Annotated in this window: 20 protein-coding genes and 1 pseudogene; 16 read left to right on the forward strand and 5 right to left on the reverse strand. The window is 53.7% G+C overall.

What is annotated here, in order from left to right:
* The first annotated feature begins 10 nt into the window (after positions 1 to 10).
* From K7H09_RS01325 to rloA3, 9 genes are all read left to right on the forward strand, one after another.
* Positions 11 to 358, forward strand: a complete 348-nt coding sequence (locus K7H09_RS01325) for a Na+/H+ antiporter subunit C (RefSeq protein ID WP_022522732.1) — start codon at positions 11 to 13, stop codon at positions 356 to 358.
* Positions 355 to 1,959, forward strand: coding sequence for a Na+/H+ antiporter subunit D (locus K7H09_RS01330; RefSeq protein ID WP_230803243.1), 1,605 nt, complete (start codon positions 355 to 357; stop codon positions 1,957 to 1,959). The genes K7H09_RS01325 and K7H09_RS01330 overlap by 4 nt, the downstream gene beginning before the upstream one ends.
* On the forward strand, positions 1,956 to 2,429 hold the full coding sequence (locus tag K7H09_RS01335; protein WP_022522734.1) for a Na+/H+ antiporter subunit E: 474 nt from the start codon (positions 1,956 to 1,958) through the stop codon (positions 2,427 to 2,429). The genes K7H09_RS01330 and K7H09_RS01335 overlap by 4 nt, the downstream gene beginning before the upstream one ends.
* Positions 2,429 to 2,698, forward strand: coding sequence for a monovalent cation/H+ antiporter complex subunit F (locus K7H09_RS01340; protein ID WP_022522735.1), 270 nt, complete (start codon positions 2,429 to 2,431; stop codon positions 2,696 to 2,698). Before K7H09_RS01335 ends, K7H09_RS01340 begins: the two co-directional genes overlap by 1 nt.
* A complete protein-coding gene (gene mnhG, locus K7H09_RS01345; RefSeq protein WP_007113321.1) occupies positions 2,691 to 3,095 on the forward strand; it encodes a monovalent cation/H(+) antiporter subunit G in 405 nt (134 codons plus the stop codon). Before K7H09_RS01340 ends, mnhG begins: the two co-directional genes overlap by 8 nt.
* A 226-nt stretch (positions 3,096 to 3,321) precedes the next feature.
* Positions 3,322 to 3,456: a DUF2256 domain-containing protein gene (locus K7H09_RS01350; protein ID WP_083868814.1), complete on the forward strand. Its 135-nt coding sequence runs from the start codon at positions 3,322 to 3,324 to the stop codon at positions 3,454 to 3,456.
* Positions 3,457 to 3,519: 63 nt separating this feature from the next.
* On the forward strand, positions 3,520 to 4,965 hold the full coding sequence (locus K7H09_RS01355) for a DASH family cryptochrome (protein ID WP_230803245.1): 1,446 nt from the start codon (positions 3,520 to 3,522) through the stop codon (positions 4,963 to 4,965).
* A gap of 86 nt (positions 4,966 to 5,051) precedes the next feature.
* Positions 5,052 to 6,320, forward strand: coding sequence for a lytic murein transglycosylase (locus K7H09_RS01360; RefSeq protein WP_027960149.1), 1,269 nt, complete (start codon positions 5,052 to 5,054; stop codon positions 6,318 to 6,320).
* A gap of 41 nt (positions 6,321 to 6,361) precedes the next feature.
* Positions 6,362 to 6,931 (forward strand): retropepsin-like aspartic peptidase RloA3, encoded by a 570-nt coding sequence (gene rloA3 / locus K7H09_RS01365; RefSeq protein WP_051052079.1) that lies wholly within the window; start codon positions 6,362 to 6,364, stop codon positions 6,929 to 6,931.
* 19 nt (positions 6,932 to 6,950) lie between these two features.
* On the opposite strand, the gene K7H09_RS01370 is transcribed toward rloA3, so the two are convergent.
* A complete protein-coding gene (locus K7H09_RS01370; protein ID WP_009287675.1) occupies positions 6,951 to 7,664 on the reverse strand; it encodes a 16S rRNA (uracil(1498)-N(3))-methyltransferase in 714 nt (237 codons plus the stop codon).
* A 149-nt stretch (positions 7,665 to 7,813) separates the two neighbouring features.
* Here K7H09_RS01370 and phaR point away from each other — a divergent pair, with 149 nt between their 5' ends.
* From phaR to K7H09_RS01405, 7 genes and pseudogenes are all read left to right on the forward strand, one after another.
* Positions 7,814 to 8,320 (forward strand): polyhydroxyalkanoate synthesis repressor PhaR, encoded by a 507-nt coding sequence (gene phaR / locus K7H09_RS01375; protein WP_009287676.1) that lies wholly within the window; start codon positions 7,814 to 7,816, stop codon positions 8,318 to 8,320.
* 67 nt (positions 8,321 to 8,387) lie between these two features.
* Positions 8,388 to 9,674 (forward strand): phosphoribosylamine--glycine ligase, encoded by a 1,287-nt coding sequence (gene purD, locus K7H09_RS01380; protein ID WP_022522741.1) that lies wholly within the window; start codon positions 8,388 to 8,390, stop codon positions 9,672 to 9,674.
* Positions 9,675 to 9,715: 41 nt separating this feature from the next.
* Entirely contained in the window at positions 9,716 to 10,156 is a 441-nt protein-coding gene (locus tag K7H09_RS01385; RefSeq protein WP_022522742.1) for an acyl-CoA thioesterase, read from the forward strand.
* Complete coding sequence (locus tag K7H09_RS01390; RefSeq protein ID WP_009287678.1) at positions 10,156 to 11,028, forward strand: phosphoribulokinase; 873 nt, start codon at positions 10,156 to 10,158, stop codon at positions 11,026 to 11,028. Before K7H09_RS01385 ends, K7H09_RS01390 begins: the two co-directional genes overlap by 1 nt.
* A 112-nt stretch (positions 11,029 to 11,140) precedes the next feature.
* Positions 11,141 to 11,482 (forward strand): histidine triad nucleotide-binding protein, encoded by a 342-nt coding sequence (locus K7H09_RS01395; RefSeq protein ID WP_022522743.1) that lies wholly within the window; start codon positions 11,141 to 11,143, stop codon positions 11,480 to 11,482.
* A gap of 39 nt (positions 11,483 to 11,521) precedes the next feature.
* Positions 11,522 to 12,164 (forward strand): annotated as a pseudogene (coq7, locus tag K7H09_RS01400) (2-polyprenyl-3-methyl-6-methoxy-1,4-benzoquinone monooxygenase).
* A gap of 71 nt (positions 12,165 to 12,235) precedes the next feature.
* Positions 12,236 to 12,394 carry a DUF1328 domain-containing protein gene (locus K7H09_RS01405; protein ID WP_022522744.1) on the forward strand — a complete coding sequence of 53 codons (159 nt, stop codon included), beginning with the start codon at positions 12,236 to 12,238 and terminating at the stop codon, positions 12,392 to 12,394.
* Between the two features lie 95 nt (positions 12,395 to 12,489).
* On the opposite strand, the gene ettA is transcribed toward K7H09_RS01405, so the two are convergent.
* The 4 genes from ettA to K7H09_RS01425 all read right to left on the reverse strand — a co-directional run bounded on the left by ettA (position 12,490) and on the right by K7H09_RS01425 (position 16,718).
* Positions 12,490 to 14,151: an energy-dependent translational throttle protein EttA gene (gene ettA / locus K7H09_RS01410; RefSeq protein WP_009287680.1), complete on the reverse strand. Its 1,662-nt coding sequence runs from the start codon at positions 14,149 to 14,151 to the stop codon at positions 12,490 to 12,492.
* A 168-nt stretch (positions 14,152 to 14,319) separates the two neighbouring features.
* Positions 14,320 to 14,547 carry a PA3496 family putative envelope integrity protein gene (locus tag K7H09_RS01415; RefSeq protein ID WP_022522745.1) on the reverse strand — a complete coding sequence of 76 codons (228 nt, stop codon included), beginning with the start codon at positions 14,545 to 14,547 and terminating at the stop codon, positions 14,320 to 14,322.
* Positions 14,548 to 14,735: 188 nt separating this feature from the next.
* The gene (locus K7H09_RS01420; protein WP_022522746.1) at positions 14,736 to 15,170 is read right to left on the reverse strand and encodes a PAS domain S-box protein; all 435 of its coding nucleotides are present in this window, start codon (positions 15,168 to 15,170) and stop codon (positions 14,736 to 14,738) included.
* Between the two features lie 234 nt (positions 15,171 to 15,404).
* On the reverse strand, positions 15,405 to 16,718 hold the full coding sequence (locus tag K7H09_RS01425) for an MFS transporter (protein WP_230803246.1): 1,314 nt from the start codon (positions 16,716 to 16,718) through the stop codon (positions 15,405 to 15,407).
* Positions 16,719 to 16,819 lie beyond the last annotated feature (101 nt).

A 16,819-nucleotide genomic window follows, 5' to 3' on the forward strand; every position in this document is an offset into this window, starting at 1 on the left:
GAGGCACAGCATGGAACCATTAATGGCAGTGGCGATTGGCCTGCTGTATGCGACGGCTATTTTTATGATGTTGCGCCGCTCTATCGTCAAATTGGTGATTGGCTTGATGCTGCTCTCTAATGCCGCCAATTTACTGATTTTTACCACGGCGGGCATGACCCGTGGAGCACCTCCGCTTATCCCTGAGGGGATGATGCTGCCGCCCAGCGGGGTAGCCGACCCCTTACCCCAAGCGGTTGTGCTGACGGCCATTGTGATTGCCTTTGGGGTGCTTGCCTTTGCCGTGGTATTGATTCGACGCGCCTACGAAGTCGTTAAGGCTGATGATCTCGATAAGATGAAGGATACTGATACGTGAGGCCTGAAGTTGCTCTTCCCGTCCTCTTGCCCCTGCTAACCGGGGCAGTTTCCTTGTTGTTTTGGCGCGCGCGCCCCATGCAGCGCTTTTTGGCGGTGGCAGGTAATGTTGCGCTACTCATGGTTAGCCTGTGGCTGTTTGTATCTACGTTGTCAGATGGCTATGTCACCATGCAAATGGGTAGCTGGCCAGCTCCCTTCGGGATTACCTTAATAGCCGATCTGTTAAGTGCGGTGATGGTGTTAATGACCGCTCTTATCGGTTTGGCAATGGGTGTTTACTCGCTGGCCACCACTGGCCGCGGCCACGAAAAATTTGGCTACTATCCGTTAATGCACCTGCTGCTCGCCGGGGTGATGGGGGCCTTCTTAACCGGCGATATCTTTAACCTCTATGTATGGTTTGAGGTAATGCTGGTGGCCTCTTTTACGCTGCTGATTCTGGGGGGAGAACGCGCGCAGATGGAAGGGGCGATTAAGTACGTCACCTTGAACCTGTTGGCATCGGTCATCTTCCTGACCGCGGTGGGGCTACTCTATGGCATGGTGGGTACACTCAACATGGCCGACATTGCGTTGCGCATGGATGAGGCAGAGCACACCGGTATGGTGGAAGTGCTTGCGGTCATGTTTATGGTGGCCTTCGGCATCAAAGCCGCCGCCTTTCCGCTATTTTTCTGGCTGCCAGCCTCGTATCACACCCCGCCTGTCGCTGTTTCGGCGCTGTTTGCCGGGTTGCTCACCAAGGTGGGGGTGTATGCGATGTTCCGTGTCTTCACCCTGATGTTCGATCAAACCATGGGCTATCTCCAGGAGATTATGCTCTGGGGTGCTGCCTTCACCATGGTAACAGGCGTGCTCGGTGCCGCCGCCCAGCATGAGTTTAGGCGAATCTTGTCGTTTCATATCGTCAGCCAGATTGGCTATATGATCTTAGGCTTAGCTCTTTACACACCTTTGGCGATCGCCGGTGGCGTGTTTGCCATCGTGCATAACATGGTGGTGAAGACCAATCTCTTCTTGATCAGTGGTATCACCCACCGTTTGCAGGGAACCTACCAGCTTAAAAAAATGGGCGGGCTGTACCGAGATCGCCCTTGGCTTGCCGTGGCGTTCTTTCTTTCTGCCTTCTCGCTGGCGGGGATACCGCCGCTGTCAGGCTTTTTTGCCAAATTTGTAATTGTGCGTGCGGGCCTGGAAGTTGAAGCCTATGTGGTGACCGGTATTGCACTGGCGGTGGGATTAATGACGCTTTATTCCATGGTGAAAATTTGGAATGAAGTGTTTTGGAAGTCGTTACCCGAAGATAACGACGTGCCTGCGACTGCCACGCCCACTGGTGACGACGGTCGGCTGTTAAAGCCTAGCCTGTGGATGATGTATTCGCCCGTTATGGTGTTGGCGTTATTTTCTCTGCTCATTGGTGTGCTTGCAGAACCTATTATGTGGGTGATGATGGGTATTGGTGATCAACTGTTTGAACCTTCGGGATATATCGAAGCCGTATTGGGTGCTTCAGCCAGTGCAGACGATGTTCTGCTGCAGCCAACGGGGGCGGCAGAAGATCAACCTGAGGCGGATGCTGGGGAGGCAGCGCAATGACCGGAGCCATTTGGAACCTACTGCTAGGCCTTGCTTGGGTACTGTTAAGCGGTGATTTTAGCGGCTTAAACCTCCTTGTCGGGCTAATATTTGGCTACATTACGCTGATACTCATCGAACCTCAGCTTGATTCCCTAAAAGGCTATCCTGCGCGAGTACCGCGTTTTATCGGCTTTATTGGTTTTTTTCTAAAAGAACTTGTTCAAGCCAACTTGCGTGTCGCTTTTGATATTGTCACCCCCCCTTGGCATATGAAGCCTGGGGTCATTGCGATGCCGCTTTCCGCGCGTACCGAAATGGAAATTACTCTGGTAGCCAATCTGATTTCATTGACACCAGGAACGTTGAGCCTGGATGTATCAGATGACCGTAAGGTCTTGTATATCCACGCGATGTTTTTAGACAATGAAGAGGAGCTACGGCGCAACTTAAAAGAGATGGAGCACCGGGCTTTGGAGCTATTTCGCTAATGGATACCGTCATTTTAATAAGCCAAGTCATCATGAGCTTGGCGCTTATCTTTACTTTTGTGCGTGTAGTGCGCGGGCCGAGTTTGCCTGATCGGGTGGTGGCGTTAGAGCTTTTTTCTACCACCGTGGTGGGATTGGTCGGGGTTTATGCCATCAAGTCTGACGTGGCTAGCTTTCTGGATGCCGCCATTGTGATCGCATTAATGGGGTTCTTAGCGGCAATTGCGTTTGCGCGCTTTTTGGAAAGGGGAGGCCCAAGGGATGATTGATTTCATAAAGGGCGCGTTAATCATTGGTGGTGCACTATTTATACTGCTTGCCTCAGTCGGATTGCTGCGGTTGCCCGATTTGTTAACCCGCATGCATGCCACTACCAAGGCCGCGGCGTTAGGCGTTATCTTAATTATGTTGGCAGCGGCCATGCACTTTGCTGAAGTGGGGATCGTGGCCCGCTCATTTGCCATCATCGTGTTTATCCTGATGACCGCCCCCGTGGCGGCCCACGTGATTGGCCGTGCCGGGTACTTTGTTGGCTCGAAGCTGTGGAGCGGTACCGTAAAGGATGAGTTGCGCCCGAACTATGATCCCTTAACCCATGAGCTTAAAAGCGGCCTGGAAACCCAGGAAAACGCCAAGCGCCAACCCCGCGAGACTGACCCTGACTAGGCTTGACTAGAGCAAATCACAGCGTAGTAGCCATTGAATAACCGCTGCTAAGCCACCTTCGGGTGGTTTTTTTTGCGTCTGGAGATGGGGTGTATTAAGACACGAGTAATTAGTTCGCCCTTAACAAATAATGTACAATAAAAAATCATGTACAATAATTGTACTGTATAAGATAATGCGTTCATGTTTTACCCCATGCCCCGCAGAAATGTGATTAAACGTGACCATGCGACGCAAACAACACCTGCCACAGAAAGACTGTGCTCAATGCCAGCGACCGTTTCTCTGGCGGAAAAAATGGGCACGCTGCTGGGACGAGGTGCGCTACTGCAGTGAGCGGTGCCGTCGTAGTGCCAAGTAGCCAAGCAAGCCACGGTGATAGCACCAAGTTCTGGGCAGGAATGTACCCCTAGGAGGCACAAGCATGTACAGCACGATTGATATTGTCTGGCTGCAAGACGACCTGCGTATTGCTGATAATCCTCTTTTACACTTTGCCTCTCCTCCTAGTTATCTGATGTGTATCTACGTGTTAGATGAGCGATGGTTCTTGCCATTATTTGACGGCGAATCAACGCCGCGTATTGGGCCTGCGCGGTTGCGCTTTTTATGGCAAAGCTTAATGGAGTTGCGTGGTGAGCTCCTAAAGCGTGGCAGCGATCTGCTGGTGCGCATTGGCAAGCCCAGTGATGTGGTGATTGAGTTGGCGTCAAAGCTAAACGCACGAGAGGTGCGTGTTGCTGACCATGCAGGGGTTGAGGAATTCGCGCATATTCAGGCGGTTGAGCAAGGCCTGCCTAGTCAAACGGCCCTCAATTGCATAGAGAGTGGGCGACTCATTGATCGAAAGGCGCTGCCTTTTGAGCGGGAAGCGCTGCCTGGGAGTTTTTCTGCCTTTAGGCGCAGTGTGGAGAGCGAATGTGCTGTGCCTGCCAGCCGCTGCGCTCCAATAACGTTGCCCCCTTGGCCCGAGGCGGCAAGGGGATTTCCGCCGCTAAAAGCCGTCTGTGAGCAGAGCGCTACCTGGCAGCCCGATCCTCGCCAAGGTTACGCTTATAGGGGAGGAGAGTCAGCGGCTCATGGGCGTCTGAATGATTACTTGTGGCGTCAACAGGGCGGTGAAACCTACAAGAAAACCCGCAACGGGCTATTGGGGGCTAATTTTTCAACCCGCGTTTCACCCTGGCTGGCGCGAGGTTGCCTGTCAGCTCGTCAAGTCTATGAGGCTGTGAAAGCATGGGAAGCGGAAAACGGCAGTAATGAGTCAAGCTACTGGATTAGCTTCGAACTGCTCTGGCGGGAGTATTTTATCTGTGCCGCTCAGTTGGAAGGGACGAAAATGTTTGGCTCACGCCAGACTGACCAGCCGTGTGCCGCTTTCGATGCCTGGCGTAACGGCACCACGGGGTTGCCGTTTGTGGATGCCGCTATGCTGGAACTACTCCACACTGGCTGGCTATCCAATCGTGCCCGGCAAAACGTGGCCAGCTTTTTAGTTAAAGACTTAAAGGTAGATTGGCGTTTGGGGGCGTTATGGTTCGAGCACTGCCTGATTGATTATGACGTGGCCAGCAACTGGGGCAATTGGCGCTATATTGCTGGTGTTGGGCGCGATCCTCGCCAAGATCGTTACTTTAATGTGCTTAAACAGGCGGGCCATTACGATCCCCAGGGGCTCTATGTTGCTCACTGGCTGGAGCAGCTCGAAACACTGCCCAATGGCCTGGAGCGCCATCAGCCGTGGCGTGCAGACCCCTTGAGGTTTGATGCTCCCTGCGTTGTGCCCGAGCAGTGGGAGCGATGGCTAATTCCTCGCTGTGAAGTAGGCACTTTAGCTGAGTCGTCCGCCGTGGAGAGCGTTATAAAGTAATTATCACCTTCGGCCAGACCCTAGTATCTACCTCTTTTCTAGGCCATCATTCCAGATATGCCAAGGACTGCCTAAGGATCGATATAATGTCTGGTAATTTCTCTATTGGGCGGCGCTGCAGCCCTCTTTTGTGTGTTTCCATAGTCGCAGCGCTAAGCGCTCCTTTCGCGGCAAGCGTAGCGGTCGCTAACCCTCAGCTAATGTCAGAAGTCGATACCCAGGCTGCTTCTGAGGTTAGCTATGCTAATTTTCAGCAGTGGCTTCGAGATTTTCGCCAGTACGCTGCAGGCCAAGGGGTCAGCGAAGCCACATTAAGCAACGCCCTGGATGGCGTTCGTTATCGTGAGCGTGTGATTGAACTCGACGGCTACCAGCCCGAATTTGTTCGCCCTATTTGGGAGTATCTGGATACCGCGGTTTCATCCACGCGTATTACTAACGGTCAAGAAAAGCTGGCTGATCACCGTGACACTGCTCAGCAAATGGAGCAGCGCTATGGGGTGCCAGCAGAAATAATCGTCGCCATTTGGGGCATCGAAAGTAACTATGGCAGTAATTTTGGCGATTTTTCGACGTTGGAGTCCCTGGCCACGCTGGCTTACGATGGTCGACGCCGTGACTTTGCTCGAGGTGAGCTGCTCGCGGCGTTACGGATTATTGATCAAGGTGATATCGCTGCTGAAGACATGAAGGGCTCCTGGGCTGGGGCGATGGGACATACTCAGTTTATTCCCAGTAGCTTCGAAGCCTATGCCGTCGATGGCGACGGTGACGGTCGGCGCGATATTTGGGACAGCATCCCTGATGTCATGGCATCAACGGCCAACTATCTTGACCGAGCCGGATGGCAAACCGGTCAACCCTGGGGTATTGAGGTACGCCTGCCCGAAGGGTTTGATTACGCCCAGACCGAACGCCGCAGCAGTGCCGAGTGGCGCAACCAAGGCGTACAGGCGCAGCAGGGCGAATTGCCGAACTTCGATAGCGCCGCTATCGTGGTACCCGCTGGCGCTAATGGCCCTGCATTTTTGGTAGGTGCTAATTTCCGTGCGATTTTACGCTATAACAATGCCACCAGTTATGCACTGGCCGTTGCGACTTTAGGCGATGCGATCGCTGGACGCGAGGGCATTCAGCACAGCTGGCCCCGGGATCAAGCGCCACTTACCCGTGACAATGTTCAAGAACTTCAGCGCGCATTGAACCGGGTAGGATACTCTGTAGGCGGCGCGGACGGCATTATGGGGCCCAACACCCGGCAAGGTTTGCGGAACTTTCAGCGTGATCAAGGGTTGATACCGGATGGGTTTGCGACCCAGGAGCTACTTGAACAGCTACGCCAGCGTTCGCAGTAAGCAGTGTTAAAAGGGTGCTTCTACTTTCCAAGGATGATGTTATGCAGTTGATAGGTAAGATGTTTTTTAACAGAGTGATGTTAGGTGCCGTGTTGTTAGGTTCTGGTCTGTCTGCTTCCATGGCGATGGCAGATGATGACCAGGTATTCGGCTGGGTTGAAAAAGCCACCCTGCAACCCTGGGATATCGAGGTAAAAGCCAAGCTCGATAGCGGAGCATTAACCTCTTCATTAGATGCTCGCGATATAGAGATGTTCGAGCAGGATGACGAGGAGTGGGTGCGCTTTCGTTTGAAGCTTGAAGATCAAGGAAGCGGAGACGTATTCAGCGACCAAATTGAGCGGCCGCTTTATCGAGAATTGGCTGTTCGCGGAGCAGGCGGCCGCGACGAGCGTCCCGTGGTGTTGTTGGAAGTGTGTATGGGCGACACCATTTACGAAGAGCAGTTTAGTCTACGTGACCGTGAAGAAATGAACTATCCGCTGCTGCTCGGTCGTCGTACCATTAGCCACCTTGGCTTGCTGGATGTGCGTGAAACCTTCTTGCAGGAGCCCGAGTGTGGGGAAAACGCCACCGTTGTGCCCCACGACCCAGAAGATGAACAGTCCTAACTTACCTATCGATCAACGCTTAAAACAGCCGTGATAGAAGCGCGGTCACGGCTGTTTCAACGCGTAAAATGCGCGGGCCTAGATGCATACCCTCGCAACCTGCTAGCATTAGTTGCTCTACCTCCCAAGCAATAAAACCGCCCTCAGGGCCTACCAATAGCAGGGTAGGTTCACTTATGCCTCTTGGGCAGGCGTTGGGCATGCCAGGATGGGCTACGAGTCCGCGGCGTTCGCTGAGTAAGCCAGGCAGTTGCTGCTCCAAAAAAGGACGAAAGCCTTTGCTCAGGGTGACCGATGGTAGCTGGGTGTCGCGGGCTTGCTCTAAGCCGAGTAGCAAGTGCTGGTGGATTTTCTCCGGGCGTAACTCAGGGGATTGCCAGTAGCTCTTCTCAACCCGTTTAGTATGTAGCAGGGTGATCTCTTTGACGCCTAGTGCCGTCACATGCTCTAACGTACGCGCCAACATACGGGGACGGGGCAGAGCCAATGCCAAATGTACGGGTAACGGTGGCGGCGGTGGCTCATCAAGGTTTTCTAATTGGAAATACGCGCGCTCAGCGTTGAGCTCTTTTAGCATCGCTTTGCCCATGGCGCCGCCTTGCACACCCACGGTGAGCCGGTCGCCAGGTGCCGATCGATGGACATCACGAAGGTGTTTTAGTCGGCGTGGATCGGTGATGCAGACGTGGCCGTCATTGGTGAGATCGTTGGGATTGAGCAGAATCAAATTCATAATGATGGTCTATTGGTCACAAAGCAGGCACGGTACGCCTTGCTAAACTATTAAGGTGGCTTGCATAGGCGCGTGGTGCAGGCACAATATCAGCAACGGAACCAGTAACGGGAATAAAAAAGTCCCTATCGCGTTTAAGGAGATGCGCCGTGCGCGTAATTCGTAAATATGCAAACCGCAGGTTGTACGATACTCAGCAGAGTCGTTATGTGACGCTGGAAGACCTGCGTCGTTTAATCATCGAAGAAGAGCCATTCAGGGTGGAAGATGCCAAAAGCGGAGAAGACCTGACGCGGACTATTCTGCTCTCTATCATTATTGAGCAGGAGCAAGCGGATAGCGAAGCGGAAGTGTTTTCAAACGATCTTCTAGCGCAGCTTATCCGGGTTTACGATATGACCTCACCGTTGCCGCTGTCGCGTTACCTCGAACAAGGTACGCAACTGATGTTGGAGCAGCAGAAACGTTTGCAGAGCCAGTGGAAACAGGCAATGCGCAACACGCCGTTAGAATTTATGCGTGAGCTTGCCGAAGAGAACATGCGCTTTTGGCAAAATACCTTGAATCAGCCGGGTCAAGCCGATGAGTCGAGTGATGCTGAGCAGCCTGAGAGCGATAGCAACGATACCAGCAAAGATAACAAACCCTCCTCCTGACCCCACTTGGTGCTGCGCTGTGGCATAATGCCGCCGATATACGCTCTCCCGTTTGAGAAGGATGCACATGAAGGTTTTGATGATAGGCGGCGGTGGTCGCGAGCACGCCCTGGCTTGGAAATTGGCGCAATCTACCCAGGTTGAGCAGGTCTTTGTCGCCCCCGGCAATGCCGGCACCGCGGCGGAAGCGAAGCTGACCAACGTAGCGATTGCCGCAACGGATCTCGACAGCCTGGTCGCTTTTGCCCGTGATGAGCAGATTGGCTTGACCGTGGTGGGGCCGGAGGCTCCCTTGGTTGAAGGTGTTGTTGACCGGTTCCAAGCGGCCGGTCTGACTATCTTTGGCCCTACTCAGGCGGCTGCTCAGTTGGAAGGCTCAAAATCATTTACCAAGGACTTCCTGGCCCGTCATGATATTCCTTCGGCTGACTACCAAACGTTTACTGACGTAGACTCTGCGCTTGCCTATTTAAGCAAAATGGGCGCACCCATTGTGATTAAGGCGGATGGCCTAGCAGCGGGCAAAGGCGTCATCGTGGCGCTGAGTGAAGCCGAAGCTGAGGCTGCTATTCGCGATATGCTGGAGGCCAATGCCTTCGGCGGTGCAGGCGCTCGCGTGGTTATCGAAGAGTTTCTGGAGGGCGAAGAGGCGAGCTTTATTGTCATGGTGGACGGCGAGCATGTGGTACCCATGGCCACCAGCCAAGACCACAAACGCGCTTATGATGGTGATACCGGCCCTAATACCGGCGGTATGGGCGCCTATTCACCAGCGCCTGTGGTCACGCCCGAGGTTGATGCACGTATCATGGAGCAGGTCATTCTGCCCACCGTGAGGGGCATGGCTGCAGAAGGCAATGCTTATACAGGGTTCTTATATGCAGGCCTGATGATCGACGCGGCGGGTAACCCCAAGGTTATTGAGTACAACTGCCGCTTTGGTGATCCTGAAACTCAGCCAATCATGCTGCGCTTAACCTCTGACTTCGCTGAGCTTTGCTTAGCGGGTGCCCAGGGCAAGCTGGATGGGCAACGCTGCGAATGGGATTCCCGTGCAGCGGTGGGCGTGGTGCTGGCGGCCGGAGGCTACCCTGGCAGCTACCGCAAGGGTGACGTGATTCACGGTTTAGCTGCGGCTGAAGAAACGGGCTGCAAAGTGTTCCACGCCGGTACCGCGCAGGATTCCCAGGGCGAGATTATTACGGCAGGTGGCCGTGTGCTGTGTGTAACGGCATTGGGCAATAGCGTCTCAGCGGCGCAGCAGCAAGCGTACCAAGGCGTTAATGCTATTCACTGGGACGGCGTCGAGTGTCGCCGTGATATCGCCTTCAGGGCGATTGCCCGAGAGGAGTAAGCACGCCTTACGCTAAGCTAATACTGACGAGGAAACAGGGCATGGAGCGTGTCAAGCTGGACTTTCCCGCTGAGGCGGTCATACATCGTCACCCCTTGACCGTGAGGGTAACCGATATGAACTACGGCCGTCACTTGGGGCATGATGCGCTGGTATCACTGCTCCACGAGGCGCGCATTCAAGCCTTTGCTGCACTGGATCTGCCTGAGTGGGATATGCAGGGATACCCTTCGGTGGTCGCTGATCTCGCCGTTCAGTATCAAAGTGAAGCGCGCTGGCCCGATGGCCTAACGATTGCCACCGCTGTACCCGAGCCCCAAGGCAAAGCGTTGACGATCTATCAGCGCATCTACCAGGCAGATTCTCAGCAGGTAGTCGCTACCGCACGGATCAATCAGCTACTGATTGATCGTGCTACTGGGCGTCCTGTCGAAGTACCCGAGCAGGTTAAACAAGCGCTTTCCCACGCGAGGTATGGCTGATGTCTCGGGAGTATCCGATTATCGCGGTAACCGGTTCCTCAGGGGCGGGTACCACCACCGTGAAGCGCAGCTTTGAGCGCATGTTTCTGCGCGAAGATGTGCATGCAGCAATGGTCGATGGCGATGCCTTTCACCGCTATACCCGTGATGACTTGCACCGCATCTTCCGAGAAGAGCCAGAACGCAAAGACGAACTTTCGCATTTTGCCGTAGAGGCGAATTTGCTGGATCGTCTGGAAGGGTTGTTTAGTGAGTATGGCGAACACGGTTCGGGTACTTTTCGGCACTATATCCATGCTGAAGATAAGCAGAAAATTGAAGCAGGCTGCCGGGTAGGTACTTTCACCGAGTGGCAGTCGCTGCCCTGTGGTACCGACCTGCTGTTTTATGAAGGCTTGCACGGTGGGCTGGTCACTGAGGAGTATGACATTGCCCGCCATGTGGATCTGTTGGTTGGTGTGGCGCCAACCATGAATCTTGAGTGGATTCAAAAGATCGACCGTGATACCAAGCTGCGGGGCTACTCACAAGAAGCGGTCATTGACACTATCCTGGGTCGGATGGATGACTATGTGCGCTACATCCAACCGCAGTTTTCGCGTACTCACATCAATTTTCAACGTGTGCCCACCGTCGATACCTCTAACCCCTTTGAAGTGCAGGATATTCCCACCGACGCTGAGTCGTTCGTGGTCATCCGTTTTCGTGATCCCTCCACCGTTGATTTCCCTTGGCTGCTGGCGATGATTAAGGACTCGTTTATGACCCGTCCGCACACGTTGGTGGTGCCGGGGGCGCGGATGTCGCTGGCGATGGAGTTGATTCTTGCCCCCTTGGTTAGGCATCTTCTTTCCCAGAGACGCTTTCGTTAAAAGGTAGCGGGCTTGAAGCTACCTCTCACCGGTGCAATTCATCGGTGCAATCATCAGACTCGCAGAGATAATTCGACACTTAAGTGGCAAGTAGTTAATAAAGGAGAGCTGTATGGATTGTCTGTTTTGTAAAATCATTAACCGTGAAATTCCCGCTGATATCGTTTATGAAGATGACCACGTGTTGGCATTCAATGATATTGGCCCCCAGGCGCCTACTCATCAGCTAATCATTCCTAAAAAGCATATCGCCACGCTCAATGATATCGATGAGGCTGATATTGCCACAGTAGGGCGGCTTCAGTTTACCGCCGCCAAGCTTGCCCGCGAGCAGGGGTTTGCTGAAGATGGCTACCGCGTGGTGATGAACTGCAACGAAATGGGCGGACAAACGGTCTACCATATTCATATGCATCTACTCGGTGGGCGTGCATTCACATGGCCTGCCGGTTGAGTTCGGCAGATCGCTATCGCAAGTCAACGGAGTGTTGCCATGGATCGTCAACAGAGTCGTTCAGATCGCCTGATACATCAGTTCGATACCATTTTACGAACGCTTATGCCACACGCTGCTTCACCACAGCGCACCAGCCCCGCTGAAGGTGTGGCTGAGGGAACGTTCGACGATCAAGAACGCCGCCATGCAGCAGGTTTGATGCGTATCAACCATTCTGGTGAGGTGTGTGTTCAAGCGCTGTATCAGGGGCAGGGCGTGACCGCTAAACTTCCTCATGTGCGTCACCAGATGGAGCAGTCGGCGCTAGAGGAGATCGATCATCTTGCCTGGTGTGATGAGCGTCTAGAGCAGTTGCAGAGCCGAACAAGCTGCTTAAACCCGTTGTTTTATGCCGCTTCCTTTGGCATTGGCGCGGCCACTGGGGCGGTCAGTGATCGTATTAGTTTGGGATTGGTTGCCGCGACCGAAGAGCAGGTAGGTAAGCATCTTGATTCACACCAACAGTCGCTACCCCGTGGTGACAACCGCTCCCGCGCCATACTGCGCCAGATGGCAGTTGATGAAGCTCACCATGCTCAGCTTGCCTTAGAAGCGGGGGGGCGTTCGCTTTCCGGCACCGGTGAAGTGGGGCATACGGCTGGCCTCTAAGGTAATGACTAAAAGCGCCTATCATCTCTGAGACATATTCACGTTGCATAATGGGTTAAGTGGCGGTGTAGGGAAGTCGTTACCAAGGAGAGGAGCAAGAAGATGCTAGGCAATGCAGTGCTGTTTTTAATTATTGCGATCATCGCTGGGGCGGTCGGTTTTTCTGGCATTGCCGGGGCGGCGTCCACCATTGCGCAAATTTTGTTTGTGCTGTTTCTTATTTTGTTTCTTGTGTCATTTTTTACCGGCCGCAGACGTTAGGGCTTTGCGCTAGCGTCAGTGCAAACACAAACTAAAAGGCCCCGCTCTGCGGGGCCTTTTGCTGTCAGCATTGACTGCCAGCGTGATGCTAATGATTAAGCATCAATACGCTTATACTTCATGCGCTTAGGCGTATCGTTTCCGACCCGCTTTCTATGATCCTCTTCGTACTCCGCGTAGTTGCCTTCAAATAAGACCACTTCAGAGTCACCTTCAAAGGCCATAATGTGCGTGGCGATACGGTCAAGGAACCAACGATCGTGAGAGATCACCATAGCGCAGCCCGGGAAGGCTAGAAGCGCGTCCTCCAGTGCCCGCAGGGTTTCAATATCCAGGTCGTTGGAGGGCTCATCGAGCAGCAGCACGTTAGCGCCTTGCTTGAGCGTTTGGGCAAGCTGTAAGCGACCGCGCTCACCACCGGAAAGCTCCGACAAACGCTTCTGCTGGTCGTTACCCTTAAAGTTGAAGCGACCCACATAGGCACGCGAGGAGACTTCGTAGCCGTTAATATTAAGGATATCCTGACCATCCGAAACGGCTTCCCACACGCTCTGCTTGTCATCTAAGCCGTCGCGTAGCTGTTCGACGTAAGCGATATCGACCGTTTCACCCACCAGGACTTCGCCTTCGTCCGGCTGCTCTTTACCGGTAATCAGTTTAAAGAGCGTCGATTTACCCGCACCGTTACCACCGACGATACCAACGATCGCACCCTGGGGAATGGTGAAGGAGAGGTTCTGGTAGAGCAGCTTGTCATCGAAGCGTTTAGCCACATCACGAAACTCAATGACGTTATCGCCCAGGCGCGGGCCAGGCGGAATATAAATTTCATTGGTCTCATTACGCTTTTGGAAGTCGCCAGACTGCATCTCTTCAAAGCGGTTGAGGCGTGCTTTGCTCTTTGCCTGGCGGCCTTTGGCGTTACTGCGCACCCACTCAAGCTCTTGCTTGATGGCTTTCTGACGCGAGGCTTCCTGCTTGGCTTCCTGGTTCAAACGCTGATCTTTCTGCTCCAGCCACTGGGAGTAGTTACCCTCGAAGGGTATGCCTTGGCCACGATCAAGCTCCAAAATCCAACCCGCCACGTTGTCCAGGAAGTAGCGGTCGTGGGTGATCGCCACTACTGTACCGTTATAGTCGTGAAGGAAGCGTTCAAGCCAAGCCACCGATTCTGCATCCAGGTGGTTGGTAGGCTCGTCAAGCAGCAGCATATCGGGGCTGGAGAGCAGTAAGCGGCAGAGTGCTACACGACGGCGCTCACCACCTGAGAGGTTACCCACTTTGGCATCCCAGGGGGGGAGTCGCAGTGCTTCGGCAGCAACGTCAAGTTTGCGTTCCAGGTTATGCGCATCAGCAGCTTCGATAATATTTTCAAGCCGGGCCTGCTCGCTGGCTAGCGCATCAAAGTCGGCGTCGGGCTCTGCGTAGGCCGCATACACCCCATCCAACTTCTCCTGGGCATCTTTGATCGCCCCCAGTGCTTCTTCGACGGTGTCGCGGACGTTTTTCTCGTCATCTAGCTGCGGCTCCTGTGGAAGGTAGCCAACATTGATGCCAGGCATCGGACGAGCTTCACCTTCAAACTCTTTATCGACACCGGCCATAATGCGCAGCAGTGTGGATTTGCCCGAACCGTTAAGCCCCAGAACGCCGATTTTGGCGCCAGGGAAAAACGAGAGCGAAATATCCTTGAGAATTTGCTTTTTGGGCGGCACTACTTTGCCAACCCGGTTCATGGTGAAAACGTATTGCGCCATGGAGATCCGTTAAGTTGTTGAAAAGAAGAAAGCGACAGCAGCAGACTGCTGGCTCTTATTGCTGGCTGAAGCGTGATGATAGTGGTCTGCACCAGGAAAGGCTAGGCTACTTGAGGTGTTGGCTAGCCAGGCCCGCTCATTTGCTGAGAAGGCCAAGCTGCTCAAGGATTACTCTTCTTCGTCCCAGTCATCTTCGATGGCGCGCTGAAGTCGTCGCTCTTCCAACCACGCCTCGACTTGGCGCCGCGCGCGTAAGCTGTCAGCTTTGCTCGGTTTGCTTCTGTTGTAGTGGTCGTCATTGACGGCGTCTAAGCTTTCGAACTCATCTGAGTCGAGTGTTTCGTTGCCTAAGGTTTCATGACTTAGGGTCTCACGACTTAGGGGATCACGGCTCATGTGATGTCCTCCAACCCAGCCGGCGTGCCGGCGTAACAACGGCTTCACGCGAGTACATGTGCAGTTTATTAAACACATGCCAACTGCAAAGTGAAGCGCCTAGCGCAATTCAAGCGCCTTGCCGCTATATAACGCCAGTTGGGATGAAGTTCAAGCTTTATAGTTTTTTTTAGTGAGAAAGTTAATGATTAGCTGTTTTCTCGCTGCTTTTGTAACTCCGCTAGCGCAAGCTGTGTTTCTACACGCTCCGTTACATCTTTTTGCACGCCAATGTAATACATCAGCTTGTCTGCTTCGTCATAGACCGGCGTAATGGAAAGTTCATTCCAAAACATGGTGCCGTCTTTGCGATAATTACGCAGTACTTCTCGAGAAGGTCGGCCCTCGTTTAGCGCATCTCGAATGGCGACAAGCGCGTCCTGGTCGCGGTCTTCGTTCTGTAAAAAGCGGCAATCGCGATACAGAATTTCATCAGCACTATAGCCCGTCAAGCGCTCAAAGCCTTTGTTGACGTAGATGAGGATATTTTCATCCCCTTCCTGTTCGGCAACGACAATGCCGTCTTCCGATGCGTCAACAATACGTTCGAGCAATTCTGGACTGATCAATGGAGATCGTTTCATCAAGGGGTTCCTGTTGCAGCTCCAATCCTTTCCGTCGTTCACAGTCGCTTTCGCCCATGAGCTAACGGAGTTTCCAATCACTTATTATAGGCAGCATAGCAAAGGCGCCACTACATCACTGCTATTCGGCCCTATCATGGCGAGCGTTGTCACGCATTGCAATCGCGAACGCTACGCTAATGTAGGTAGAGCTCTCGATAGCACGCTTGAATACATGTGGTTACCAGTGGCGCGTCACTCGACTTCAGGTAATTGATGGGTGCTAAGTATGGCCCCCACGGCGGTAGCCGCTAGCATGAGGAGTAATGTGCCGCTACCAAACCACTGGGCAAAGGCGCCAATAAGGCCACCTACAATCAACATTAATACGCCGGTTAAGGTATTCGAGAGCGCCACGTAAAGCGCACGATTATCTTGGCTGGCCATATCGACGAGGTAGGTTTTACGCCCTAAGCGTACGCCGTGGTGAACAATCACGAGTAGTGCATAAACTGCCGCATAGGGCCATATGCTGTGTGTCCACTCGCCGGGTAACCAAGCTAAACTAGCGCCCATTATGCAGCAAATGGCGGTACCGATCGCCGCATCGCGCATCACGCCACGGCTCGACTGATCCGCCCGTTTCCCCCATGCCGGGCTAGCTACCATCGCGGCCAGCCCCGACACCACAATCAGTATGCCCAGGCCTCCCAGGTCGGTGCCGCTTTGGTTTTGCCCTAGCAGGGCGATGTAGGGTAGGGCGAGTGCACTTGAGAGCAGCAGCGCCCTGGCAAGGTTGAAGTGTAAAAAAGTACGGTCATCTTTTAACAGCGACAGTCCCTGTTTAATACTGTCCCAGCCGTTTTCGCCGCCTTCTACTGCCCCAGGGGCTTCTTTGATGCGTGCGGCGGCGATGGCATTGATTAGCCACCCGCAGGCAGCTATGGCCAGCAGTATCGCCACCACTAAATGGCCGGGTCGGCTCTCAAACAGCATTAGCAGTGTCCCAGCGACCAACGTTGCACCACCAGCAATGCTGCCGCTCCAGCCCATTAGCGTACCGCGGCGGCGCTTGGCAATGGTTTTGCCCAGCACATCTTTTGTGGCAATTGAGGATAAGCCACGTGCCAGTGAGAGCAGAACTAATGCTGTGAGCACTAACGCTCCGCCCAAGGTGCCGGTGGCGAACAACGCCAGTACGGCAAGCGTTAAGGCAGCGAAGGCTTGGGTCAGCGCGCCGACCACCCACACCCATTTGCGCTTAGGTTTTAAGCGAATAAACCCCGCTACGAAGATTTGCGGCAGCAGGGCACCCGATTCTCGGATGGGGACCAGCAGACCTACCATCCAGATGGGAGCGCCAATAATGCCCATCAGCCAGGGTAAGACTAAACGCGCGCTCGACAGCTCGTCAGCCAGTTTATTGCCCAAAGAGGCCCATATATGTAGAAAAAAATTACGCGGTTGTTCGTCGCAGGCGCTTTCAGGTATGTCGTCGCACATGCGGCTGTCGTCATCGCCCGTTAGCCACTCATACAGGCGAGTTTGTGAAACGTTATGTTCGGCCATTGGGACTCCTTCTTAATCGACCTATCTCAAGCGACCTGTCTCAAGAGAGCTATTTCAAGAGAGCTATTTCAAGAGAGCTATCTCAAGAGAGCTATCTCAAG

Origin of the sequence: Halomonas sp. IOP_14 (genome assembly GCF_021021315.1) — a bacterium.
Taxonomy (GTDB): domain Bacteria; phylum Pseudomonadota; class Gammaproteobacteria; order Pseudomonadales; family Halomonadaceae; genus Vreelandella; species Vreelandella titanicae.